The following is a 24,533-nucleotide window of genomic DNA, read 5'->3' on the forward strand; positions in this document are numbered from 1 at the left end:
AATGTTTTTTGGGTAGGATTGTTCGCTGGAGTTGGCGTATTATTAATAGGACTTTGTGCGGACGAAACCACGCCTGAATCTCGTGCTTGTATAGCTTCCGCATTATTTATTCTTTTTCTTATTTCTCTTAATTTAGTTGTTGGCATTCCCGTTAAAAGAAAATTTTCATTATCTCTAGCCGTTATTAATACATAAAACTTATTTCCCTTTTCAGTTTGAAAAACTTTTATAAAATCTTTTGTCGGCTGTCCTTCTTTATTGATTGTATATGGCTAAATCCATTTAAAAACTCATCTGTGCTTGTTTTATGGTTGGCTTTTTCTTGTTTGTTTATGTCATCCAGCACATCTTTAATAGATTGCTGAAATAGAGTCTAATTCCTGCGTTGTCTCTTTGGTACTTTTAGCGGATTGTGAGAAACTCAAGTCTCATAGATTCTGTGATTATAACAGCATTATCCCTGTGTTACAAAGCTTGGTTCTTGTGTTTGCATATTAAATGGATTAGCTTGTTGTGGCATAGGGGTGTTACCTATATTGCCTATGTTATCCATATTTGCACCCATGCTATTATTCATTATATTATTATTCATAGGGCTATTTCCCATTAAGTTTTCATTTTGAAAATTTGCATTTTGTTGTGGTATCGCGTTAAATGGATTATTCACACTATCTGCTTGCATTTCATTTACCATGTTAAACGGGTTAGCTTGTTGTGGCATGTTTGGAATCTGCTTATTTTGTGCTGTTTGCTGCAGCATTGATGCGAGTGGATTATTCTCATTTATTGCATTTGTATTCATCGCATTTGCGTTATTTGTCGCATTTGGTGTTGCTTCTTTTGCCGCAGATTCTGTGCCTTTGGATTCTGGTTTTACAGAAAGTTTATCTAGCTCTTCTTTATCAAGCTGTCTGCCTTTATCTGCTGCATCAAGCATTTTTTCATATTTTTTCATCTCTTTTGCTTTTGCGATTCGTTTTGCTTCTTCTGCTTCAGCTTGCAAGGTCTCTTCATCTTTGTTTGCCTCTATTTCAGCGGCAAGTTTTGCTTCTCTGTCATTAATGATTTTTTCATATTTTTGACTTAGAGATTCTGTGTTTAGATCATCTTCATACGCCTTTCTTGCTTTATTTGCATCTGCTTTGATAGATTCTATTGTTTTATGTGTCGCACTATCGCCTTTTGGATAAAACTCTAGGGCATTTTGCACAGGCACAATATTATCACCTAATCGCATAAGTGGTGTGCCTTTATCATAAATAATACTTTGGACCTCGCCCCTGCCTATACGCGTTTCATCATACTGCTTTGTTTCTGGGTTTAGATTATAGTGTGCTTTGACTTGATAGCTTCCGGGCTCTACAAGATTCCCTTTAGAATCTTTTCCGTCCCAATTAAAGTCAATATAGCCCTGCTGTCCGTCTTTATTGGCTAAAGAAATCGTGCGGACAACTTCATTGTTTGGATTTAGAATCTCAATCACCGGACTACCTTGAGACGCATTAATCTTATTGTCAAAATATAAGCTAAAATGATTCTCACCACCGCCTAAAACATTTAATCCCATAATGTCTGTTTCTGCGATTTTACCGATCATAGAAACTGCATTAAGCGTATTTGCCTTTGCACCTTGTGTTGTGGCATGAGTGTTTTCCTCCATACCCATATTAAGCATTTCAAGCGATTTTTTCATATCTTTTTGAAACTCTTGTAAAGCCTTATTCGTTTCTTGTGAAGCCTTCATGGCTTGAGCGACTTCTTTCATAGTCTTTTTATTTTCTTCTTGCATTTCCACTTGTGTAAGTTGTGCGGTTTGCGTGATGATTTTATCAGTTTCCATAGGAGAAGTTGGGTCTTGATTCTTTAATTGCTCCAAAAAGAGTTTCATAAACGCATCTTTGTCTAGTCCATTTGCAATTTGTGCGCTTTCTTTTTTCTTTTCTCTTGCGGCTGTTGAGCCTGTTACTTCACCTAAATCGATTGCCATATTCTATCCTTTGTTATGCAATATCCTTAAATACGCAATGATTCAGCAATTTTTATTCCACTATATATCAATCACTATGTAGCAAGTTGTTTTAATATTGTCTTGCAAGTTTTTCATATAGAATCTAAATTTAAGAGTTTGTTTTATCCCTTTTGTTTAATGCTTGTAAAAAGTCTTCATACGCTTTTCCTAGCTCTTTTTCCTTTGTGCTTAACTCTTCGCTTCTCTTGCGTAAAAAGTCCTTGCACTTTGTGTTATCATCTGGCATGTTTGTGAGAATATCTTCTAGAATCTTAATCCTGCATAGCATGTATTCAAACATGCTTTGGTCTATATCTGGCAGTTTTGTCCTTGTTGACTTCTCATTCTTCTCACTTTTTTCTTCCTTATTAATCACTCTAGCAGGAATGCCAACGGCAGTGCTTTTATCTGGCACATCTTTGATTACAACAGAGTTTGAGCCAATCTTTGCATGTTCGCCAATCACAATATCACCTAGCACTTTTGCTCCTGCTCCAATGATAGCATTATGCAAGATTGTAGGGTGTCGCTTCGTCCTTTCTAAACTTACACCGCCTAAACTCACGCCTTGATAGATCGTTACATCATTGCCAATCTGTGCGGTTTCGCCAATCACTACGCCAATGCCATGGTCAATAAACACTCTTCTGCCAATGTAGGCTGCAGGGTGAATGTCAATATTTGTTAGAAACTGCGTCCAGCCCATGATGAGACGGGCTATTAGCTTGAATCCTTTTTTATGGAATCTATGTGCGATTCTGTAATGCACGATTGCAATTAGTCCGGGGTAATTCAAAAAAAGCTCTAAAAAATGATTAAAGGCTGGGTCTTTTTTCTGCGGTGTGTGAAAGTCTTCTTTAATCTGCTCCCATAAGGGCGGAAACTCTTTATATATAATGTTGTTATTTGAATCAACTAAATTTTGTGTCGTGTTAGCCATTAAGTTTATCCTTATTATAAAGCCATTATTGTAGCATATATAAACATATTAGTATGAGTTTTGCTGCTGTTGCAAAAGCGTTTCTGCATAGCTTAGGGCGTGTTTATCTAGCTTTGAGCCACTTATCATGCGTGCTACTTCTTTTATACGCTCTTTTTTGTTTAAAAGCTTTATTGTGCTTGTGCTTTCACTCTCTTTACTCACAAGATAATGCCTATCACATAATAAAGGCATAAAGGGCTGATGGGAGATAGCAAAGACTTGATAATGCTTTGATAAAAATTGCAAGAGTTTTGCCACGCCCTCGCTTTCTTCCCCGCTTAGATTTGCATCAATCTCATCAAGGATTAATATCCCCTCGCTATATGTATTGTAGCTTGCCGCTACACAAAGCATAGCAAGTCGCATACGATTATATTCCCCTGATGATAGGACACTTTTTTGTTTTGAAGCTAGATAGATTTGCAGGGAATCTAGTCCATACTGATAGCATTCAATCCTATTTTGGTCTATGCTTACAGATTCTAATCGCAACTCTTTTGCATAGTAATTTAGCTTTTCTACAAATATAGGCAAACAATCTTTTCGCTTTTCATGCAGGGTATTTGCAAGATTCTCCAATCTTTTTGTAAGGCTTAAAAACTTTTCTTCAATCTTTGTTTTATCAAACTCAATGCTTTCATATTCTTGTAATTTTTGCTGCTGCATGGCAAGGTGTTTCAGCGCGTCTTCTTCACTGCCATATCTGCGGATAATATCTGCTAATAGGCTTATTCTCTCAAGCAAAGATTCTATATCTATATCAAGGCTATTAAACTCATCTAAGCCATTTTCTATATGCCCCCTTGCCTCCATTATATGAGAGAGAAAACTCGCATTATCAATATTTAGCAATTCAAAAGCTTTATATATAGAATCTAGGCTATCAAGCTCAACTAAAGCCTTATTGCAAGTCTCCATAACCTTTTCTTTTTTGCTTAATAGCTTTTTATCACTCATAAGCTTTTCATACTCGCCAATTTGGGGCTGTGCCTTTGTGATTTTATCAATCTCAAATTGCGCGAAATCTTTTAAGTTCTCAATATTTTTTTGCATTTCTTCTAATTCTTGCAATTTTATCTTGCATTGCTTATGCTCGATAAAGGTTTGATTATATTCTTGCAAAATCTCATTAAATGTAGAATCTTTTTGCATGGTGATAGAATCTAGTATATGTAGCATGTAGTCATTTTCTAACTCATTGCCGTCTTTAATGCTTATATACTTTATAAAATGGTGTGCTATCTCGCTTAATTTCTTTTTTGAAATCGCTTGATTATTGATAAAATATCTTGTATTTTGCTTTTTTAGGACGGAGATAACGAGATTATTGCTGGGGGTTTTTTGCTTGGTAGAATCTTTGTTTGCTTGTGTTGTTGAAGCTTGTTGCTTGTTAGAATCTATTTGCATGTGAATGTCTGTTTGTAGTATAGAATCTTGTTGTGTTGCGGATTCTTTGCTTATCTTAGAATTGTTGCTTATTTTAGAATCTTTTTGTTTGTTAGGGTTTTTATTTGTTTTAGATTCTGTTTGTATGGCAGAATCTGTTTGTATATCATTGTCTGCCTGTATTGCCGAAACTCTTTGCTGATTGGAATCTGCTTGTAATGATAAATCTTTATTTGCAGTAGCATCTCGTTGTGTTTTAGATTCTGTCTGTGCTACTAAGTCTTTCACATTAGAATCTATTTGCACATTAATATCTGTTTGCAATGCAGAGTCTTCATTTGTGCTAGAGACTTGTTGCATTTTAGAATCTTTATTTGTTTTAGATTCTATTTGCTTATTAGAGTCTGCCTGTATTACAGAATCTTTAACATTAGAATCTTTTATATCAAAATCATCTGTGTCAAGATCTCCTGCTATACCAAAGTCTTCTAAGCAAATGCCAAGCTCTTTCAATCGCAATGTAAGATTTATCTCAACCAATGCTGCATGAGATTCTTTCAACCCAAAGGCACTAAGCATTGCATGTAAAAATACAGACTTCCCGCTACCACTTACCCCGCTTATAACATTAAAGCCTTTATGCAAATCTAGCTGTATATGTGAAAATGCAGGTGATTTATCGATCAAAATACGCGTTATCATGTAGAATCCATTTTTATTTTTATTATAGCATGTCTATGAGAGTGTGTATATAATGCGTTCTATTTCCTTGTGTGATTTGGATATATAGCAACTAAAATTACACGCTCACATAAAGTATATGCAACGACTTAAATAATTTCAACATAAAAGGCGATGCAAGAGAATTATCATTTATGGAATATAATGTGGCTAGATCATTGCTTAAAGGTGGAGATGGATTTAGCAAAAAACAACACAAAAGGGAAAAAAGAAAGAATTAAAGCCATGAAAAGATTCTAAACGGCACAAAAGATATTTTTACAAGAGATGGCAAAAAGCAAAGCTATACCATACTTAAAACTACATCGTAATACTAACGAATCTAAAAGAAACCTATAAGATTTTGGCATGTAAGATCTAGCCCCTTGATATTGGCAACCTATTTTATTATGCAATAATACTCTGATGTCAGATCCTAAAATATAATATTATCCGCTTCTTTTAGACGCTCTTGTTGTTCTATTTGCTCATAATTAATGCGTGAAGTATCTGTATAGTAGATGATTTCATCGCCAATTCTTTGTTGATACACGCCACTTGGTGTTCTAAAACTTCTTTGCATACCCGGATTAATCTCTAAGGCTTTTTGCATAAAGTCAGCAAAAACTGGTGCAGAAATATTTCCCCCATACGCACCACCGCCAATTGGCATATTATCATCTCTACCATACCACACTATTGCTTGCAAATCGGGCGTATAGCCGCAAAACCATACATCTCTAGATTGATTTGAAGTTCCAGTTTTTCCTGCAATTTGTAAGCCATTCACTTTAGCACGATAACCTGTGCCTTTTTGCACGGTGTTTCGCAAAATCGATGTAATTAGAAATGCTTGCTGTGGTGTAGTAACACTCTGCTGGGTGGTTTGAAACAAAATCTCTTTTCCTTGCGGATCTATAATCTTTGCGACTACATAAGGCTTTACAATCGTGCCTCCATTTGAAAAAAGACTATATTGCATAGCAGCTTTCATGGGTGATAAAGAAAGGCTTCCAAGCACAACGGTTAAATCCTTTGGAAAGTTTTCAAAACCAAAAGATTCTAATCCTGCATATAACGCATTTTCGGTAATCTTTAACGCGGTATCAATAGCAGGGATATTTAATGACTTTTCAAGTGCAGTCTGCATAGTAACAGGTCCTAAAAATTTACGCGTGTCATTATTTGGTTGCCATAGCTTAGAGCCACCGCCAAACCTTTTTGGAGAATCGATGACAATCTCAGCAGGTGAATAACCTTTATCAAATGCAAGTTGATATACAAAAGGCTTCATGGTGCTACCAAACTGCCTATTTGTTTGGGTGGCACGATTGAATGAACTTTTATTATGATTTATGCCGCCAACCATTGCTAAAACTTCACCTGTGTGTGGGTTTGTAACAACAATTGCTCCATTTAGCGTTGTGGCACTTTGTTCCTTTAGCTCATCTATGTCAGAATCTGTTAGTTGTGGTTTTTTTTGCCAACTTCTTACATTCTGCTCTCGCTCTATGATTCTGTATTGAATGTTTTCATATCCTTTAAGCAGGGCTTCTCGTGCAGCCTCTTGATAGTCAAGATCGATGGTTAGATAGATCTTGTATCCACCCGATTTTAAATCCTTAATATCAGCTAATTCACGCAACGCTTCATCAACTACATAGGGGGCTTGATTCTGCGTTAGCGTTTGATTATATACCTTTGGGACTTCTTTTACTGCTTGATGAAATTCAGCTTGTGAGATCCAACCAAGCTCATATATACGCTTGAGTATGGCATTTGCACGATTGAGTGAGTTTTTTAAATGCTTTGTCGGATCATATTTTACTGGAGATTTTGGTAAGCCAACAAGCATCGCAATCTCTTTTAGCGTTAGCTCATTAAGACTCTTTTTAAAATAGCCAAGTGCCGCAGTCTTTATACCATAGTATCCATGCCCTAAAAAGATATAATTAAGATACCTTTCTAGTATCTCTTCCTTAGTTAATACCTGCTCAGCACGAATAGATAGCAAAAACTCTTTTAGCTTTCTATCCAGCGTTCTATCGCTTGTTAAAAGCATATTTTTCACAAGCTGCTGAGTGAGTGTGCTGCCCCCCTCCATGTAGCGCATATTTACCACATTTTTAAAAACAGCACGCATAATCGCATCAAAATTCACACCATCATGCTCAAAAAACATAGTATCTTCAACCGCTAGTAACGCTTCTATAACGCGACCGGGTATCTCATCATATTTCACATAGAATCTATACTCTTCATCAAAGAGATTAGCGACTAAACGACCTTTAGAATCAAATACTTGCGTAACTTCATTTGGATGATAGTCAATCATCGCATGTACTTGTGGCGATAACTCTTTGTAAAGCTGGTATCCATAATAGCCTACTACACACATTGTAACCGCAGATAATGCGAGAAAAACATAAAAAAATATGCTAAAAACTCTAAAAACACCCTTAGTTTTTTTCGGCGTTTCATATATGTCATCAAGCTGTGCTGCTGCCATTATCCCTAATCCCAAATATTTTTAGATTCTAAAATACCATTCCGACAGCAAAAAATATAATGAAAATATTTTTACATTACTTGCTATCATGTAAAAAATCCTAGCATATTCTTACACTCTAAGCATGCTATTTAGAATCATCGCCATAGCTAAAAAGGTCCAATATACACTAAAGACAATATGCTGTCTGTCTTTATCTTAGAATCTAAATAAACTTTCTCTACAAACTCCATTTATTGCCAAACAGAAGTCAAATTAAAAGCTAACTGCCTGGAATCTAAAGCAATATAAAGAGATTCTTAAACATACTCATAAACTCTTGTTGCATGTCTAAAAATTGCTTACAATGTAAAAACCTAACAATAGAAATTATTTACTCTTTTTCTTTAAAGTTCGCAATGTTGAAGCTGCAACTTTAATGCGGATAGAAGTGCCATCTTCAAGCTTCAAACGCATACTTCTAAGGTTTGGGAGACTTCTTTTTTTAGTCTTATTATTCGCATGGCTCACATTGCAACCAACCATAACGCCTTTTCCAGTAATATCACATCTTCGTGCCATAAAATATCCTTGTTATTAAAAATAAAGTTTTGATTGTATCTTATAAAGACTTATATACGGCTTAAATTATGCACTTTTCTTACTCTTTTTTAACTCTTTTTCAAATTTCTTTCGTTTTAGTAAAGGTAATTTATCTACAAATAAGATTCCATTTAAATGATCCATTTCATGCTGCAAGGCAACTGCCATGAAGTCATTAAATATATTCTCATGCGTAACGCCAAATCTATCTTGATATTTGACTTTTATTTGACTAAAACGACTGATTTCTTCATAGAATCCGGGCACAGATAAACAGCCCTCATTCCATAGAATCTCACCTTCAGCATGTAAAATAACAGGATTAATAATCTCAAGCAAATCCTCTTTATACTGCGTATTATCCTCTTCTCTTGGTATATTAATAATTAGCACCCGCAGGGGCTTTGCTACTTGTATCGCGGCTAATCCCACACCATTATGCTCCATCATAGTCTCATACATAGAATCTAAAAACTCATGCAATGCGTTATCAAAAACTTGAACTTCTTTTGAAATCGTGCGTAATATTTTATTTGGATAATGAATGACTTCTAAAACCATAAAAATACTCCAAATGCAAACTAAAAACAACATTTTATCCAAAAATAGCTTACAAGTAAACGTAAAAATAGATTCAATATGTAACTTTTGGTAGCTATAATATCGCTTTATTTTTACAACTGGAGTGATTATGATTGATACACATATTCATCTTGATTCTAAAGATTTTAGTAATGATTTAGCCCAAGTGCTAGAGAGAGCGAAGAGTAATAATGTAGAATCTTTTATAATACCTGCCGCTTCCTTTCATACGCTAAAGGACGCACAAAGCATTGCAAATACGCATGATAATATCTATTATGCAGTGGGAATCCACCCCTGCCATGCAGATGAAATGTATTTAGACACCACAAGCAAAACCTTAAATAATCATGTGCTAGAATCCCTGCAAGATTCCATCAATTCGCCAAAATGCAAAGCCATTGGGGAATGCGGACTCGACTTTTATCACATTGAAAAAAATGATACAAACGCGATAGATATGCAAATACAAGTTTTTCATACACAAATAGAATGGGCGATAAAATATAATTTGCCCTTAATCTTGCATGTAAGAGATTCTAAAGATAGTTATGAAGCAAGCAGGGAAGTCGCTAAGATTCTAACGCATTATATACAAAGGGGCGACAAGATTCGCGGTGTGTTTCATTGTTACAACGCATGTGAAGAGTTGCTTAATTTTAGAGAATCTTTTTACTATGGGATAGGGGGCATTATCACTTTTAAGAATGCACATGACCTGCTTTCTGTAACGCCAAAGATTCCATTATCAAAAATCCTGTTAGAAACTGATGCCCCATATCTTGCCCCCACACCACACAGAGGAAAAAGAAATGAGTCAAGCTTTCTCATACATATAGCAGAAAAGCTTAGTGAAATCCTAAATACCACCACCAATGAGATTATAAGACAAACTACAAGTAATGCGAAAATGCTGTTTGGAATCTAGCCATACAGAAAACACCTTTAATCTAGCATTAATCAAAAGCAAATTCCAGAATCCAAACTCAATGCTACACAGCATTTCATTCCACATATTTATCAAATTTATCTATCGTGTTTTCTAAGTATTGTATAAAATCTTTTTCTTTTGGCATGTCTTTATGGGCTTTTATTGTGGATAGCTTGATACATAAAGCAGCACTTGTATCTTTTGCTTGTGTTATTTTTGTTATAAGAACATTACTTTTTTCTAGGATTTCTTTCTGGGCTTGTGGTTGTAATCCTGTGAAAAGATTCAAAAAAGGTTGCACGAAGTTAGATAATGCCTGCATACTTGTCTGCGTGTGTGAATCTAGCGTTTCAATCATATTTAGTGTCATGCTATATGATCTCTCGCCTTTAGTAAAACACTCATTTGTAAGCCTTATGCAATCTTCAATTAACTTTTTAGTTTCATTATGCGTTACTTCTGCTTCTGCTAGCATTTTTTCTAAAACATTAGCATTTGGCTTATTTTTATCTAAAAAGCTATTTTGATAAGTATTGCTAGTGTTAATATTTATTGTCCTATTTTCCCGCCTTTTATACAGCTTTTTACGCTCTTCTCTATCATTATTAATACGCATTTCACCATTAAAAAAAGTAATGCCATGCTGCTTTAACAATGACAAAGCATGATTTGCTATGGGAATGTTATTTAAATGATTATAGTATGCGCTACGGATTACATCTTTTTCATAAAAGTTTATAGCAAGTGCATCGATTTTTGCGATATTTTGTTTAAATTGCTCATGCATTTCACGCCCTTTTTTATGGCTAAGTTTTAATCAAGCGGCTTTAGATAAGATTCTAAAAGCTCATTTAAATTTGCATACAATCTATCATAGCCTAATGTTTGCAACTTTTCTAAATCTTTTTGCAATAAATCGCCATGTTCTTTCAAGGCGTTTTTTGCCCCATTTAGCCCCATAAGATTCACATAGCTATTCTTATTGGTATCATTATTTGCGGTTTTGCCTGATATGCTTTCATCTTGTATAGAATCTATAATGTCATCTCGTATTTGAAAATAAAGTCCCAAAACTAGCCCAAAATCATAGAGAAATTTTTGCATATCAAGCGATAAATTCGCAATAATTGCCCCCATCTTTAGACTTGCAGCGATGAGTTTAGCAGTCTTATGTGTATGTATGAATTGCAATTTATCAAGCGGCAGGGTCGTATGCTCGAAATAACAATCAAGGGCTTGACCTAGCACCATACCGCCAATACCGCCATTTTCAGCCAAGCACGAGACAAGCTCTGCAACAACGCTTGGGGCAAAATGTGCGTTTGCAAGCAAATAAAAGCTATAAGTATTAAGCCCATCGCCTATAAGGATAGCACTCACCTCATCGTATTTGCAATGAAGCGTGGGATGATTTCGCCGTAACGCCGCATTATCCATAGCAGGCAGGTCATCATGTATGAGTGAGTAGGTATGCAAACACTCAATGCTAAGGCACACATCAAACGCATTTTTTGCTTGTTCTTTTGCCTCCGCGCACACAACACTAAGTAATAAATTAGGACGAAATCTTTTGCCTCCATTTAGGACCATCTCCCAAAATGCCTTTTCAAAATGCGGATGAAAGCCTGATATTTCTGGTTGATTATCATGCAGATAAGATTCAAACTCATTGCAAGTTTGTTTAAAAAATGACATATTAATACCTTTAATTTTTTTGTAATTTTAGCATGAAAGCGTGGGTTTTGGATATGGATTCTGTTAAGCCATGTGAATGAGGTGTTTGAATTATTTTTTGCATATTAGAAAATAAAACATGCAAACCCATATTAAATCCATTTTAGTATCGCCTAGATAAAAAACTTAGCTTCGAGTTTAAACCCTCTAGCCTAAAACGCGTGCGTTTCTTATCCCACTAGAATCTATGATTTCAATAATATCATTCTCTTGCAGTTCGCTTACTTGTATTAGTTTGTCGTCTTTTAAAATTTGTGCAAATCCATATTGTGCTTTTTTGCTAGGGTCTAGGGCGTGTAGTATGTCAGTTAGATTATTTAGCATAAGTCTTTTTTGTCGCAGGGCATTCTGCATAGAATCATCAAGGTTAAAGTTTAGCATTGCCCTTTTTCTTGTCATCATTTGAAGCATGGCATTTTTTAGCTCAAGCTCTATTTGCTTTGTTTGATTTATTTTCTGCTCTATAATATATGAAAACTCACTATCAAGTTTTTTAGCTAGAGATTCTACATTCGTTTTCATTGTAAGCAGTTTTTGCGTTGGCTTTGCAAGTTCTAGTTTCTCTTGCTGTTGTAATAAGGTATGCTTTTTTTGTGTGTAAAACCATTGTATAGAATCTTGCAGGTTTTGTGTGAGTGTTTGCAGTAGCAGTTTATGTTGTGCTATCTTTTGTAATGGATTTAGAATCTCAAGGCTTTGTGCTAAGTGATTTAATATTGATTTCTTTTGCGTGATATGTGTTTGCATTGTATGTGTAAGTATAGATTCCATATCGCATAACTGCGTGATGAGATTATTCTTATCACATAGAATCATCTCCATAGCAGCACTTGGTGTCGGGGCTCTCATATCAGCAACATAATCGCTTAAAAGATAGTCTATCTCATGCCCGATTGCAGATACCACTGGGGTTTTACACGCAAAGATTGCCTCTAGCACCTCCATTTCATTAAAGCTCCATAAATCTTCGATACTCCCGCCACCCCTTGCAAGCACTAAAATATCCGCACCAAGCCTATCAGCATAGGCAAGATTCTTAGTAATAGAGTGCTTTGCCTCACGCCCTTGCGTCAAAGTATCAATAAGGATAAATTCACATAGACAATAACGCTTGCTTGCTACTTTTATCATATCTTGCAGGGCGGCACTTGTTTGACTTGTAAGCAGGATTATTCTTTTGGGAAATCGTGGTAATGGTTTATTTTTACAAAAATAATTTCGCTCTTCTAATCTTTTCTTTAGGGCTTCATATTGTGCTTTTAAATCGCCTATACCACTATGCACACATTTTACAATGTTGAGATTATAAGTCCCACGCGGTGGGAATACGCTGATATTGCCTTTAGCGATAATTTTATCGCCATTTTGCAATTTAATGGGATTATTTCGTGCGTTATGGCGGAAAAAAGTGCAAGCGATTGTCGCATTTTCATCTTTTAGATTAAAATAGATATGTCCGCTATTATGATGTGTGAATCCACTCACCTCACCTTCAACCTCAACATAGCTAAAATCACTCTCAAGCAACGACTTTATTTGCATAGTTAGCTGACTGACTTGTAAAACTAGGGGAATGTGTGGTTGTGCCTGCATATTATATCCTTATAGAATCTATTTACCTAAATCTACTTTTGTTGATAATGCCAACACTAAGCCAATGCCAATACATAAGGCAAGCAAACTACTCCCCCCATAGCTTAGAAATGGCACTGCCATGCCCTTAATAGGTATAATACCTGTTTCACCAAACGCATTAATAAGAAAGCTAATGCCAATAAGGGCTGCTATACCAACACAAAAGAGTGAATAAAAGCTTTTTTGCAAACGAAATGCGATTTTAAAGATTCTAAAAACAATCATAAATACAAGTAAAACGCATACTAAAAGCCCAAATAGCCCAAGCTCTTCGCTAATCCCAGCTAGAATCATATCCGTATGCACTTCACCCAAAAAGCCAAGCTTTACAATACTCTCACCAATACCCACGCCAAAATGCCCACCATTATAAAAGGCATAAGTCGCATTCTGCACCTGCCCACCAGCATCAACACCATCGCTAAGTAGTGAAAAGTTTGGGGCATACGAGCGGATAAGCGTTTCGATATTTATCCACCATTCACGCACTCTTTTTATCCTATGCGGACTTGTTACAATAAGGATTGTCCCCATGACAGACACAACGCCAAGCGCTAGTGTAAAAAGTGAGAATCTCCCACCAGCACAAATCAGCATAACAATAAACACAAGGGATAATAAGATAATTTGCCCCAAATCATTTTGCAATGTAGAAATGAGAGCCGCAACACACATAAACAGGAATAAGTGAGGTATCAAGATCCCAAGTTGCTCCAAAAATGGCAACGATCTTGGATTATTAAACTTGCGACTAAAACTCCACGCAACAAATATAATATAGCCAATTTTGAAAAACTCTAAAGGTGCAAGTGAAATATTTGGCAAACGCAACCAACGCTTCGCCCCACCCGCACTTGTCGCATAGCTATCAGGTAAAAATGGTAATACAATAATGACTATAAACGATGAAATGAGTAGCACCAACCCAAAGCCAAGCAAATGTTTTTCTGCATTAAAATAGGATAAGACCCACATAAGCATAACGCCAAGACAACTTGCAAAAAGCTCACGATAAAGAAAATGAAACTGCCCATAGCCATAATATAGCACCGCATAAGATGAGAGAGAATAGCTCATACATATAGCTATCCCAAGCAATGCAGTAACAAGAAAAAAGAGACGAGTATCTGCCAAACCAAAAACCTTGCAAAAGTGATTCTAAAAAATAAAGTGGTTATTATATCAAAAACTAATAAATTTTTAAGTTTATGAGACAGGTTGCTATAAAATAAAAGTAACATGAAATAGAAGATTGAAAGTTTATCTGCCAAATTAAATGTGAAGTGAAAATATCTCTTTGAAATCATATCCCAAGTGTCCAACTTTGTTTAATTATGGGGATTATCATAAACCAAATTCTACTGACTTAGATATGCCTAACCATTTGAAATCTAACCTATCCATAATGAACCGACTAAAATTCTGCAACCAAACGAGAAAGTAAAATTCAATTATCAAACACAACAACAAACTTTGATAACTTAAAGCCTTGCTCGTCTCTTAGGAATACGCATGAAGTTACCAAATGGTGTAGTCTCTTTAAAGTTGCTGAAGCTAAAACGAAAAGTTGTAGCATTTTCAAACATAGCAATGAGTATCACAAAGGTAATAAAGCTACTTCCACCATAGCTAAATAGTGGCAGTGGTATCCCAACGACTGGGGCTAACTCAATAGTCATAGCAATATTTACAGAAGTATAGACAAAAAATAGCATAGCAAGACAGCTTGCAATAACCTTTAAAAAATAATCTTGTGAATCTAAAAAACAAAAAGAAAGTAAATGTAACACTATAAATAAATACAAAGCAATCAAGGCACATGATCCAAGAAAGCCAAAACGCTCTGCAAAATGTGCGAATATAAAATCACTTGTAGCAACGGGTAAAAATTTCAAATTTGCCTGTGTTGCATCTTCATAATTTCTTCCGGTTAAACCACCACTACCAACAGCAATAAGGCTTTGCTGCACTTGAGAGCTTGTATTACCACTTACAAGTTTCATGATTCTATCTACTTGATAGGGCTTTAATACAAACTTAAATGCGATAGGCGAGAAAAGCAAACCAGCAATAATGCAAGTAAGCCATACTTTCTTATGCACTCCAATAATAAAAAGCATACCATAGCCCATAACAAGCACAATGATAGCACTCCCTAAATCTGGCTCAATTAATATAAGAAAGAAAGGGATAAGGATAAATACGCTAATTTTTAAAAACTCAATCCAGCCATATCCATCTTGTGGTGGTGGGTTTTTCTGCACATAATGTGCTAAAAATAGCACAACAGCAATCTTTACAGGCTCACTTGGTTGCAGTGAGAATCCACCGATATTTATCCACCTTTGTGCTCCAAGCTTTGTAGTCCCTATGACTTCCACAGCAAGTAAAAGCAAGATACAAATAATATAAAATACCACGACACCTTTATAGAGATAGCGAAAAGGGATAAAAAAGATAAATAAAAATATAAAGATTCCCAAAAACGCATAGCTTGATTGTCGTATGAGAAGTGTTTGTGAAGTCTCACTTAAGAGATACAAACTTGTAAAAACAAGTGGCAAAATTAAAAGAATTAAGACATAATCAAAATGAGTTGTAATGCGTGAGCCAAATAGCAAGTTTTTTCCTTGAACTGAATCTTTTTCGTATTATAATAAAAAATATTTGAAATATATGCTAGAATTGCAAGTTATTTTCACAACCAAGATAAAGGCAAGTGTATTTATGGCTACCGCTAAAGCAAAGAAAACGACTACAAAAGAAAATACAAAAACAAGCAATAAAAAAGCAACTAGCAAAAAAGCAACTAGTAAAAAATCAAGTGGCACTAAAAATCTAATCATAGTAGAATCTCCCGCAAAAGCAAGAACAATTAAGACTTTCTTAGGTAAAGATTATGAAGTGATTGCTTCAAAAGGGCATATTAGAGATTTACCGCAACACCGCTTTGGAATCACAATTAAAGATAAACATTTTATACCAACTTATGATATTTCAAAGGATCATGCGTTGTTGGTAAAAGAAATGCAAGACCTACACAAGAATGCAGAAGTTACCTATATTGCAACCGATGAGGATAGAGAGGGTGAGGCTATTGGCTATCATATTGTAGAGGCATTAAATGGCGATATATCACAATTCCCACGCATTGTGTTTCACGAGATTACAAAATCAGCCATTACGCATTCTTTAGAGAATCCTCGACTAATCGATATGGATAGAGTGAATGCGCAACAGGCAAGAAGGCTTTTAGATAGGATTGTAGGTTTTAAGCTCAGTGGCTTATTATCACAAAAGATTGGCAGGGGTTTGAGTGCCGGGAGAGTGCAGTCTAGCGCATTGAAAATTCTAGTAGATAGGGAAAAAGAGATAAGAGCTTTTAATCCACAGGATTATTTTCTTATTGAAGCCTACTTTTTAGCAGATTCTAAAGCAAAAGAAGAAGAAAGGCTAGTCTTTGATTTAGTCCGCTTTAAAGATAAAAAGATTGAAAAGCTAGTATTGCAAGATAAAAAAGAAGTAGAAGAGATACTAGCAATACTGCAAAAAGAAAAATTTCGCGTAGAATCTATCCAGCAAAAAGAAAGAGTTACAAAAGCCCCACCACCTTTTATGACTTCAACCCTGCAGCAAACAAGCTCAAATCTACTTGGATTCTCACCGACAAAAACGATGAGTATCGCACAGAAATTATATGAGGGTGTAAAGACAAAAGATGGATTAGCAGGGGTTATAACCTATATGCGAACAGATAGCTTAAATATCGCAAAAGAAGCCCTAGATAATGCTAGAGAGTTTATTCTCACAAGCATAGGAAAAGAGTATCTACCAAGTAAGGCAAAAATCTATACCGCGACACAAAAAGGCGCACAAGAAGCACATGAAGCGATACGCCCTACAAATCTCTCTTTCACACCACAGATTGCAGCAGGCTATCTTAGCAATGATGAGTTAAAGCTTTACACACTTATTTTTAATCGCTTTATAGCCTCACAAATGAAAGATGCTATTTTTGAAAGCCTTAGTGTGAGTGTTATGGGAGAATTGAGCGAGTTTAAGATTACAGGCAGAAGATTAGTCTTTGATGGATTCTATAAAATCTTAGGCAATGCGGATAAAGATAAATTATTACCACAATTTAAAGAGGGTCAAGCAATAGATTTTAAAGACATTCAAAGCATACAAAAAACAACAGAGCCGCCACCGCACTATTCAGAAGCAGGGCTTATTAAAACGCTTGAGAGTTTGGGTATAGGTCGCCCAAGCACTTATGCTCCAACGATTAGAATCTTAATTGATAGAAAATATGTAGAGTTAGAGAAAAAGCAGCTTATAGTCCAAGATATTGCATTTAATGTAATTGCTATGCTTGAAGCAAATTTTGAAGAAATCGTTGATAGCGGTTTTAGTGCAGCTTTAGAATCTAGGCTTGATGATATTGCTGAAAATAAGCTAGAATGGGAAGAGGTTTTATGGGAATTTTATGAGCCTTTTATCGAAAAAATCACAAAAGGTAAAACAGACATAGAATCTCAAAAGGTTATGAAGCCAACAGGTGAGTTATGTCCAGAGTGTGGCAACGAGCTTGTTATACGCAATGGGCGATATGGCGAGTTTGTATCATGTTCTAACTATCCACAATGTAAATTCATAAAAAAAGAAAAGCAAGAAGTAGAAACAAGCGATGAGATATGTGAAAAATGCGGTCGTCCTATGATAGTAAAAATGAGTAAAAGGGGAAAATTTTTAGCATGTAGTGGCTATCCAGAGTGTAAAAACGCACAACCGCTTGAAAAGCCAAAAGAATTAAGTGTAGCCTGTCCTAAATGTGGCGGGAAACTACTAGAGAGAAAGTCTAAACGCGGAATCTTTTATGGCTGTGGGAACTATCCAAAGTGTAAATTTATCACAAACGCAGAACCAACAAATGAAAAATGCGATAAATGCGGTGGTATGCTATGCTGGCATAAGACAAAAGAGAATACAAAAGTATGTGTTGAATGTAAAAATGTGGTAACTTAAAATAAAATGTGTTACAATAGCAAGATTATTTACACAAAAGATTCTATATTATAAGCATAAACTTAGGGATAGAGATGGCAAAAGAGAAAAGAGAAGATAAGAATCTATTACAAGATAAGATAAAACCAGATAAAATTAAAAAAGGCTGCTATGTCGAAATGATGTATGCAAAGATTCATCGAGCAGTCGTTACTGATGCAAATCTTAATTATGTAGGTTCTATTAGCATAGATGAAAGTATTATGGAATCTAGCGGTATAATTGAAGGCATGAAAGTTGATATTGTAAATGTCAATAATGGAGAGAGATTTAGCACTTATGTGATAAAGGCAAAGGCAAAAAGTGGCACTATATGCCTTAATGGTGCAGCGGCACGCAAGGTGCAAAAAGGTGATATTGTGATAATTATCGCGTATGCTAGTATGAAAATGAAGCATGCAAAAGATTTTAAACCACAAGTTGTGCTAGTAGATTCTAAAAATCGTATTGTAGAGGAGCATTAATGTTTGACCCTAAAGATTTGCAAAATATGCTTGGCAGTGTGCAAGAGCAGTTAAAAGAAATGGATGCGAAAGCAAAAGAAAAGATTATAGAATCAAAAAGCGGTGGTGGGCTTATTAATGTGCAGTTTAATGGAGCTGGAGAACTCATTGACATTGAGATTGATGATGAATTATTGCAAGATAAGCAGTCATTGCAGATTCTACTCATTAGTGCTATTAATGAAGGTTATAAGCAAATGCAAGAGTCTAGACAAGATGATGTATTTGAGCAAATAAAAAATATGAATCCTTTTAAATTTTAAAGGAGTGCTTATGCAATCTTTTAGATTTTTACCCAATGCAAATAGTCTTCAGCGAGATTCTGTATCAAAAACAAAGCAAGGCTTTTTGATAAAATCACTTTTTGTTTCAAGCGTTTTTAGCCTTTGTGTTAGCACAAGTCTTTATGCAAATGTGCTTGAAAGCGAGTTTAATAGCCTAAGTAAGCCCAAAACCCCATCTCAAGTTAGCACACCAGATGAAAATATCGTAAATACTAAAGAAGTGCAGGTGCGAGAAAAGAATGGAATCTTAGAGAGCAATGAACTAGAAGTAATCGATCTGTATGGCAAAAGTAAAACTGAAGAAAAGATAGATTACGCCCATTGTGCCGCTTACTATAAACAAGCAAGTCTTAATCTAGGTAAAGGCTTATATGCCATAAAGCTTAAAAGTGGCGAGATTATCGGCTATAATCCAACTCGTCCGCAGTTAAAAAACCTTGTAAAATATGATCCTTTCACAGGCTTATTTCAAGTAAGTGGCAGAGTAGATTCTAAGTATGCTTATGAGTTATCTGCCATTGATGATTATGCTTTAAGCAGAGAGTTAGCAAGCACAGGTGTTAATGGAGCAAAGCCGGGCAGATTCCAGACACATCAAGCAGGATTTTTGAAATATGCCGAGTTTTCTGCTCCAACGCAAAAAAATGGCGTTATAAGCAATATATGCTATAAAATCTATGGCTTAAGCGTAGGTGGCAATGGCTTTATTGAAAAGTCTTATATTGATAGATTTCTTAATCAACAGCAGCCCTATCATGGCGATATTGGTGTGCGTTTTGATGTAGCAAGTGCGGAGAATGCAACTTTTGTAGTGCAGTTTTCAGATCCATTCTTCCCATCAAATCCTTTTAAAAGGGGTGATATTTTAATCTCAATTAATGATATTGCACCAAAAGATTGGGCTGAATTGGAGCTAATTATCTCAAACCTTATGCCCGATGAAGTCGCACAAATAAAGATTAAACGCGGTGAAAATGTAAAGAATATAAAAGTAAAAGCAAAGAAGAGATATGGGGGAATGCTACTTGCAGATAGCTTTTTAGAGAGATTTAATCTTGTTATTTCAAATGATTTAATCGTGCAAAAAGTCCCAAATAAAGGACCTTTTTCAAAGCTAAAAAAGGGGGATAGAATCCTTTTTATAAATGATATTGATATGCGACATTTTAAACCGCGTAATACCACAGAGAGAAATCATTTATTGCGGGAGCTTTTCACAAGGATACAGGATACTCAAGTGGATTTCTTAGAGCAAAAAATCGCCTATGATGCAGAGAAAGAAGCCACAAAAAGAAGAAATGCGGACATATTAGAGCAGTTTCAAAGCAAAGAAGTAAAAAAAGAGCGACATAATGACTTTTACTACAAAATGGCAGATAATATGCGTAACTTTGCAAGTAGTGATATAGCTATTGGCACAAACATCACAGGGGAGAGAACAAGTAAAAAGGGCGATTTACATTCATTTAGTGGCGATGGAATCTTGCGAGATTCTGACACACAAAGCATGAGAACAATATATGATATGTATAACTCTGGTGGTAAAAGCACAAATAAGCCTAAAAAAGAGAGAATAAAAGAGTATGAAGCCCTTGTGGAGTATGGTGGGCAGATGAATTTCCTTGTTGATAGGCAAGGATTTCAGTTTAGAGTGCCACTTGAATAGTCTTAAAACAAGGGGTTATATATGAAAAAAGTGCATAAAAAAAACAAACATAATGCGAAAAAAAAAGAAGCCTACAAGCAAGAACATCTCACAAAAAATAGCATTATGCTAGAAGATGTAGCCTATGATAATGCTGCGTTGCAAAGCACTTTGGGCTTAGGGGATACGCAGTCTTTGCTTAATCTCTTGCATGAGCTTATTTTGCAAAGCTATAAGATTGAGAAGGAATTTAAAGATTTTAAGGTATTAATAGAATCTGTTTTAGAGATGATTCCACAAGCAGTAATTGTCTTCAATGAAAATGGCAGTCTGTTTTATCAAAATAAAAAGGCGAGTAATCTTAAAGGCTTACTTGATATTGATCTTAATTTTAGCAGTGAGTTTGAAGTAAAGATTGATAATAATGTCTATCTTATGCAAAGCTCAAAAATCTCACATAAACAAATCATAACCGCCACAAATATCACAGAACAAAAAAGGCAAGAGCGACTTGCTAGTATGGGGCAAGTAAGCGCACATCTAGCACATGAAATCCGCAATCCAATCGGTTCACTCTCTCTACTTGCAGGGGTATTAAGCAAACGAGTAGATGAAAAAAGCATGGAAATTGTAGATGAGATGAAAAAATCCATTTGGCGAGTTGAGCGAATCATTAAAAGCACCTTGCTTTTTTCAAAAGGCGTGCAGGCAAATAAACAGCAGCACTTTTTTGCTGATTTTAAACAGAGTTTAGAGCAAGTCATAAGCGAATATGGCTATACAAAGGAAATTGAAGTTATATTTGAGATTGAGCATAATGATGCTTTTCATGTAGATTTCTCCCTTTATGAAATCGCTTTGCATAACATGCTTTGCAATGCCATTGATGCGATTGAAGAGGGCGAGTGTGAGAGTGGTAAAATCCGCATTTGCTTTTTTAAAGATGATGATATGATTCTATGCAGGATCTATGATAATGGAAAAGAGATTGAAGATATTACTTCACTCTTTGAAGCCTTTAAAACAACAAAGCTAAAAGGACATGGGCTAGGACTAGCCCTAAGCAGACAAATCGCTTTGGCACACGATGGCGAACTTTGTGCGAATAACACAGAGGGCAAATTCTTTGAAATACGAGTGCCACTTACCCCACTTTGTAGTGGTGAATGATATGCGGTAACATTTGGTAACATTTTAAGATTTTTTAGAATTTTCCAATGCAGCTTATATAAAAATCAAGTTGCCTTTCTTGTGTTTTTATTGTAAAATTACGACTATTTTTTGAGAATCTATGTAGATTTCTGCTAATTTATTAAAGGGGAGTTATGAAAAAGATTTGTTTATCATTGGTTTTTAGTATAGGAAGTGTATATGCAGCCCGTTGGGGTTATGATAAGCATAATGGACCAGATATGTGGGCGAGGCTTGATCCTAAATTTAAGCTTTGTAGCACAGGTTTAAAGCAATCATCAGTCAATATTGAGAGTAAAAAAACAACAGAATCTAAAAATGAGTTGCACCTGCTTTATGGCACAAACGCAAAGGATATTATAAATAATGGACACACTATCGCCCTGCATTTTAATGAGGCGGGAGGCTTAGTCTATCAAAATAGAAAATATAATCTAGTCCAGCTACACTTTCACACACCTTCAGAAACACAGATTGAGGGCAAATCTTACCCTATGGAAATGCACATGGTGCATAAAGATGAAAAGAATAATTATTTAGTTCTTGCCATGCTATTTAGAAAAGGACAAAACAATATAACGCTAAATAATGTCTTATCTTATGCTCCCATTGATATAGATAAAGCCCATCAAATGGATATGATATATATCTCACAGCTACTGCCTAAAAGTCAGGGCTATTATGCCTTTAGTGGTAGCCTTACGACACCGCCCTGCAATGAGGGAGTGCAATGGATAGTATTAAAAGAGAGTGTTGAAGCCTCACAAGCTCAGATTGATGCAATGCATGCAATCCTTAAAGATAATGCAAGGAATGTGCAGCCATTACATGATAGGGTGATTCTATCTGCGCCTTGATTTATGGCTATTCTATATGCCCTACTTCAAGCCACATAGATATTTTTATGCTTTTTATAGTTGTGCTATCAAGCATGGTTTTAAGGTTTTAGATTCTATTAGATTCAGTAATTTATAAGTGCATTTTTGCTATATTTTCAAGTATTTTTAAGTTTTTGACATGTGATTGTGTAGTTACAGAATCTAGAATTTCGCATTGAGGAGTAGTTGTGAAAGATGTTATTGAAAAACTAGAAATTATTCTCAATCAAGGCTTATATGGGCGAGATGAAGAAGTGAGACTAGCACTTTTATGCACCTTGAGTAATAAGCCACTTTTGCTTTATGGACATGATGATGCTAAAGATATACAAATGCGTTTTGAAGCGTTGTTTGGGGAAACACCCATTAAAGCAAAGATTACTGCAGGTTCAAATCTCTCAAAAAATAAGGATAAATTAAGCAAATATACCGCCTATTGTTGCTTAGGCAATCATAATAATACAGAGCATCTCTATGATTATCTTTTTGCACCAAAAAACACAAATGTAATAGAAAAGCTAAAGCAGTTAGCCCCAGAGGCAAATAAACTGAAAAAAATTTTCCAAGATTACAATTTTACGCAGTTTTGGGACGAGGAGAATAGAGCAAAAGCAATCAATTTTATAGAATCTCTTGCCTCTCATGCAAACCCCACAGGCGAACTTGTAGGTGATATCACAATGCTAGATGATGCAGAACAAAATCTAGTTAAACAACTCTCAAATATTTCTGACAAAAGATTCAAAGACTTTTTACACTTACTTGCAGTAAATCTTATTATTAACAATAGAAAAGAGATTACGCCCATTGACTTTGGTATGTTTTATTATTGTTTGCGAGATTGGTCTGATGGTGTGCGTTATCTTGAGACAACGATTTGTGCGAGTTTGTCAAATGATGAGTTGCCAACCTTTGTATTCCATGATGAAGAGTATGAAAAGACATGTAAAGAGACTTTCTTTAAAAGCTACGAGCAGTATGCGTTTTTGATACCAAATCTTGAATACATGGTGTATGTGCCTTACTCTTCATCGCCAAGTGTCCCAGCAAATGAGATATTTGTGCGATTAGATAGCTTTTATACGCAGTTTCAAAAACTTGTATGCGAAGAAACAAGCGATGATATAGCAAAGGATATGCAAGAAGTGGCATTGAAAGAAAATATTCTAAAAGATGCACAATTAAAGGAAATGGAGTTAAAAGAAACACAACTTGCACAAGTGCAGCTTAAAAGATCCGCATTTAAATCCGTAAAAGATGCCCTTGATGAGCGGCTAAAAATCGCAAATGCCAAAGAGAGCGAGTTTAGAGAGCAAAGAGAGATTTTGGAGAGTAAATATAAGGACGCAAAGACGACAGACAGAAGAGAGGGATTAGAATCTCAAATCGCTGAAGTGCAAGCAAAAGAAGATCAATTTAAAGAAATTAGACTAAACCTTGAAGCACAACTACAAGATGCAAAAAATACGCTTGAAGATAAACTTAAGCAGACAAAAGAGATTCTAGAAGAAAAGCTACAAGAAGTAAAAGCAAAAGAACTTGACTTAAAGGAAGCTCAAGATAGATTAAATCAAAAGCTTACAAACCGCAAGGGCAATATGGATGTAAGGATAAAAGAGGGGAGAGAGTATCTTACGCAGTTAAGGACACTACCTGTAAATCTCAACAAAGCCGTTGATGCGTGTAGAAAGCAAATTGATGCAGTATCAAAGCCAAATCCAATCTGGGCAAATCCACTAAAAATACATTTAGCTGCATTATATAAGATTCAAAAAAATCTACCCAATATGATAAAAGCCTTTGACTCTCAAGTAAAAAAATATGAAGAGCATACAAAGCAATCCACACAAACACGCTAGGAGAGAGATACATTGAAGTTAAATTTGGAATCTGGATTTT

General features: G+C 35.5%; 19 protein-coding genes. 8 read left to right on the top strand and 11 right to left on the bottom strand.

The window, feature by feature from the left end; all coding sequences use genetic code 11:
* Positions 1-454 precede the first annotated feature (454 nt).
* The 6 genes from flgD to def form a co-directional block, all read right to left on the bottom strand.
* Positions 455-1,987 (bottom strand): flagellar hook assembly protein FlgD, encoded by a 1,533-nt coding sequence (gene flgD, locus C6H08_RS12400; protein ID WP_034580151.1) that lies wholly within the window; start codon positions 1,985-1,987, stop codon positions 455-457.
* 130 nt (positions 1,988-2,117) lie between these two features.
* Positions 2,118-2,948 carry a serine O-acetyltransferase gene (cysE, locus tag C6H08_RS02150; RefSeq protein ID WP_034565768.1) on the bottom strand — a complete coding sequence of 277 codons (831 nt, stop codon included), beginning with the start codon at positions 2,946-2,948 and terminating at the stop codon, positions 2,118-2,120.
* 48 nt (positions 2,949-2,996) lie between these two features.
* Positions 2,997-5,078 (bottom strand): hypothetical protein, encoded by a 2,082-nt coding sequence (locus tag C6H08_RS02155; RefSeq protein ID WP_052093033.1) that lies wholly within the window; start codon positions 5,076-5,078, stop codon positions 2,997-2,999.
* Positions 5,079-5,532: 454 nt separating this feature from the next.
* Positions 5,533-7,494 (bottom strand): penicillin-binding protein 1A, encoded by a 1,962-nt coding sequence (locus C6H08_RS02160; RefSeq protein ID WP_411698099.1) that lies wholly within the window; start codon positions 7,492-7,494, stop codon positions 5,533-5,535.
* Between the two features lie 480 nt (positions 7,495-7,974).
* Positions 7,975-8,166 carry a 50S ribosomal protein L28 gene (gene rpmB / locus C6H08_RS02165; RefSeq protein WP_004087777.1) on the bottom strand — a complete coding sequence of 64 codons (192 nt, stop codon included), beginning with the start codon at positions 8,164-8,166 and terminating at the stop codon, positions 7,975-7,977.
* A 66-nt stretch (positions 8,167-8,232) separates the two neighbouring features.
* Positions 8,233-8,748 (bottom strand): peptide deformylase, encoded by a 516-nt coding sequence (def, locus tag C6H08_RS02170; RefSeq protein ID WP_034565770.1) that lies wholly within the window; start codon positions 8,746-8,748, stop codon positions 8,233-8,235.
* A gap of 130 nt (positions 8,749-8,878) precedes the next feature.
* Here def and C6H08_RS02175 point away from each other — a divergent pair, with 130 nt between their 5' ends.
* A complete protein-coding gene (locus C6H08_RS02175; RefSeq protein ID WP_034565771.1) occupies positions 8,879-9,697 on the top strand; it encodes a TatD family hydrolase in 819 nt (272 codons plus the stop codon).
* 76 nt (positions 9,698-9,773) lie between these two features.
* Here C6H08_RS02175 and C6H08_RS02180 read toward each other — a convergent pair whose 3' ends face one another.
* The 5 genes from C6H08_RS02180 to C6H08_RS02200 form a co-directional block, all read right to left on the bottom strand.
* Complete coding sequence (locus tag C6H08_RS02180) at positions 9,774-10,487, bottom strand: hypothetical protein (protein WP_034565772.1); 714 nt, start codon at positions 10,485-10,487, stop codon at positions 9,774-9,776.
* Between the two features lie 26 nt (positions 10,488-10,513).
* Positions 10,514-11,410: a polyprenyl synthetase family protein gene (locus C6H08_RS02185; protein WP_233708445.1), complete on the bottom strand. Its 897-nt coding sequence runs from the start codon at positions 11,408-11,410 to the stop codon at positions 10,514-10,516.
* A gap of 171 nt (positions 11,411-11,581) precedes the next feature.
* Complete coding sequence (xseA, locus tag C6H08_RS02190) at positions 11,582-13,027, bottom strand: exodeoxyribonuclease VII large subunit (protein WP_034580148.1); 1,446 nt, start codon at positions 13,025-13,027, stop codon at positions 11,582-11,584.
* A gap of 18 nt (positions 13,028-13,045) precedes the next feature.
* Positions 13,046-14,203, bottom strand: a complete 1,158-nt coding sequence (locus C6H08_RS02195; protein WP_034565776.1) for an FtsW/RodA/SpoVE family cell cycle protein — start codon at positions 14,201-14,203, stop codon at positions 13,046-13,048.
* A 347-nt stretch (positions 14,204-14,550) separates the two neighbouring features.
* Entirely contained in the window at positions 14,551-15,690 is a 1,140-nt protein-coding gene (locus C6H08_RS02200) for an FtsW/RodA/SpoVE family cell cycle protein (RefSeq protein WP_034565778.1), read from the bottom strand.
* 106 nt (positions 15,691-15,796) lie between these two features.
* Here C6H08_RS02200 and topA point away from each other — a divergent pair, with 106 nt between their 5' ends.
* The 7 genes from topA to C6H08_RS02235 all read left to right on the top strand — a co-directional run bounded on the left by topA (position 15,797) and on the right by C6H08_RS02235 (position 24,493).
* Positions 15,797-18,094, top strand: a complete 2,298-nt coding sequence (gene topA / locus C6H08_RS02205; protein WP_233708443.1) for a type I DNA topoisomerase — start codon at positions 15,797-15,799, stop codon at positions 18,092-18,094.
* 158 nt (positions 18,095-18,252) lie between these two features.
* On the top strand, positions 18,253-18,597 hold the full coding sequence (gene panD, locus C6H08_RS02210) for an aspartate 1-decarboxylase (protein WP_034566023.1): 345 nt from the start codon (positions 18,253-18,255) through the stop codon (positions 18,595-18,597).
* Positions 18,597-18,899, top strand: a complete 303-nt coding sequence (locus C6H08_RS02215; protein WP_004086704.1) for a YbaB/EbfC family nucleoid-associated protein — start codon at positions 18,597-18,599, stop codon at positions 18,897-18,899. Before panD ends, C6H08_RS02215 begins: the two co-directional genes overlap by 1 nt.
* Before the next feature lie 10 nt (positions 18,900-18,909).
* Positions 18,910-20,586, top strand: coding sequence for a DUF7488 domain-containing protein (locus C6H08_RS02220; protein ID WP_052093034.1), 1,677 nt, complete (start codon positions 18,910-18,912; stop codon positions 20,584-20,586).
* A gap of 21 nt (positions 20,587-20,607) precedes the next feature.
* The gene (locus C6H08_RS02225; protein WP_034565779.1) at positions 20,608-21,735 is read left to right on the top strand and encodes a sensor histidine kinase; all 1,128 of its coding nucleotides are present in this window, start codon (positions 20,608-20,610) and stop codon (positions 21,733-21,735) included.
* Between the two features lie 155 nt (positions 21,736-21,890).
* Positions 21,891-22,613, top strand: a complete 723-nt coding sequence (locus tag C6H08_RS02230) for a carbonic anhydrase (protein WP_034580147.1) — start codon at positions 21,891-21,893, stop codon at positions 22,611-22,613.
* A gap of 209 nt (positions 22,614-22,822) precedes the next feature.
* Positions 22,823-24,493, top strand: coding sequence for a hypothetical protein (locus C6H08_RS02235; RefSeq protein ID WP_034580146.1), 1,671 nt, complete (start codon positions 22,823-22,825; stop codon positions 24,491-24,493).
* Positions 24,494-24,533 lie beyond the last annotated feature (40 nt).

The organism is Helicobacter bilis (assembly GCF_900198365.1).
Lineage (GTDB): Bacteria > Campylobacterota > Campylobacteria > Campylobacterales > Helicobacteraceae > Helicobacter_A > Helicobacter_A bilis_B.

Excerpts from the sequence above, each read along its gene's own strand:
- panD (WP_034566023.1), top strand. The coding sequence starts at position 18,253 with ATGATGTATGCAAAGATTCATCGAGCAGTCGTTACTGATGCAAATCTT.
- C6H08_RS02215 (WP_004086704.1), top strand. The coding sequence starts at position 18,597 with ATGTTTGACCCTAAAGATTTGCAAAATATGCTTGGCAGTGTGCAAGAG.
- flgD (WP_034580151.1), bottom strand. The coding sequence starts at position 1,987 with ATGGCAATCGATTTAGGTGAAGTAACAGGCTCAACAGCCGCAAGAGAA.
- xseA (WP_034580148.1), bottom strand. The coding sequence starts at position 13,027 with ATGCAGGCACAACCACACATTCCCCTAGTTTTACAAGTCAGTCAGCTA.
- C6H08_RS02180 (WP_034565772.1), bottom strand. The coding sequence starts at position 10,487 with ATGCATGAGCAATTTAAACAAAATATCGCAAAAATCGATGCACTTGCT.
- C6H08_RS02220 (WP_052093034.1), top strand. The coding sequence starts at position 18,910 with ATGCAATCTTTTAGATTTTTACCCAATGCAAATAGTCTTCAGCGAGAT.
- def (WP_034565770.1), bottom strand. The coding sequence starts at position 8,748 with ATGGTTTTAGAAGTCATTCATTATCCAAATAAAATATTACGCACGATT.
- topA (WP_233708443.1), top strand. The coding sequence starts at position 15,797 with ATGGCTACCGCTAAAGCAAAGAAAACGACTACAAAAGAAAATACAAAA.
- C6H08_RS02175 (WP_034565771.1), top strand. The coding sequence starts at position 8,879 with ATGATTGATACACATATTCATCTTGATTCTAAAGATTTTAGTAATGAT.
- cysE (WP_034565768.1), bottom strand. The coding sequence starts at position 2,948 with ATGGCTAACACGACACAAAATTTAGTTGATTCAAATAACAACATTATA.
- rpmB (WP_004087777.1), bottom strand. The coding sequence starts at position 8,166 with ATGGCACGAAGATGTGATATTACTGGAAAAGGCGTTATGGTTGGTTGC.
- C6H08_RS02225 (WP_034565779.1), top strand. The coding sequence starts at position 20,608 with ATGAAAAAAGTGCATAAAAAAAACAAACATAATGCGAAAAAAAAAGAA.
- C6H08_RS02160 (WP_411698099.1), bottom strand. The coding sequence starts at position 7,494 with ATGTGTGTAGTAGGCTATTATGGATACCAGCTTTACAAAGAGTTATCG.
- C6H08_RS02155 (WP_052093033.1), bottom strand. The coding sequence starts at position 5,078 with ATGATAACGCGTATTTTGATCGATAAATCACCTGCATTTTCACATATA.
- C6H08_RS02230 (WP_034580147.1), top strand. The coding sequence starts at position 21,891 with ATGAAAAAGATTTGTTTATCATTGGTTTTTAGTATAGGAAGTGTATAT.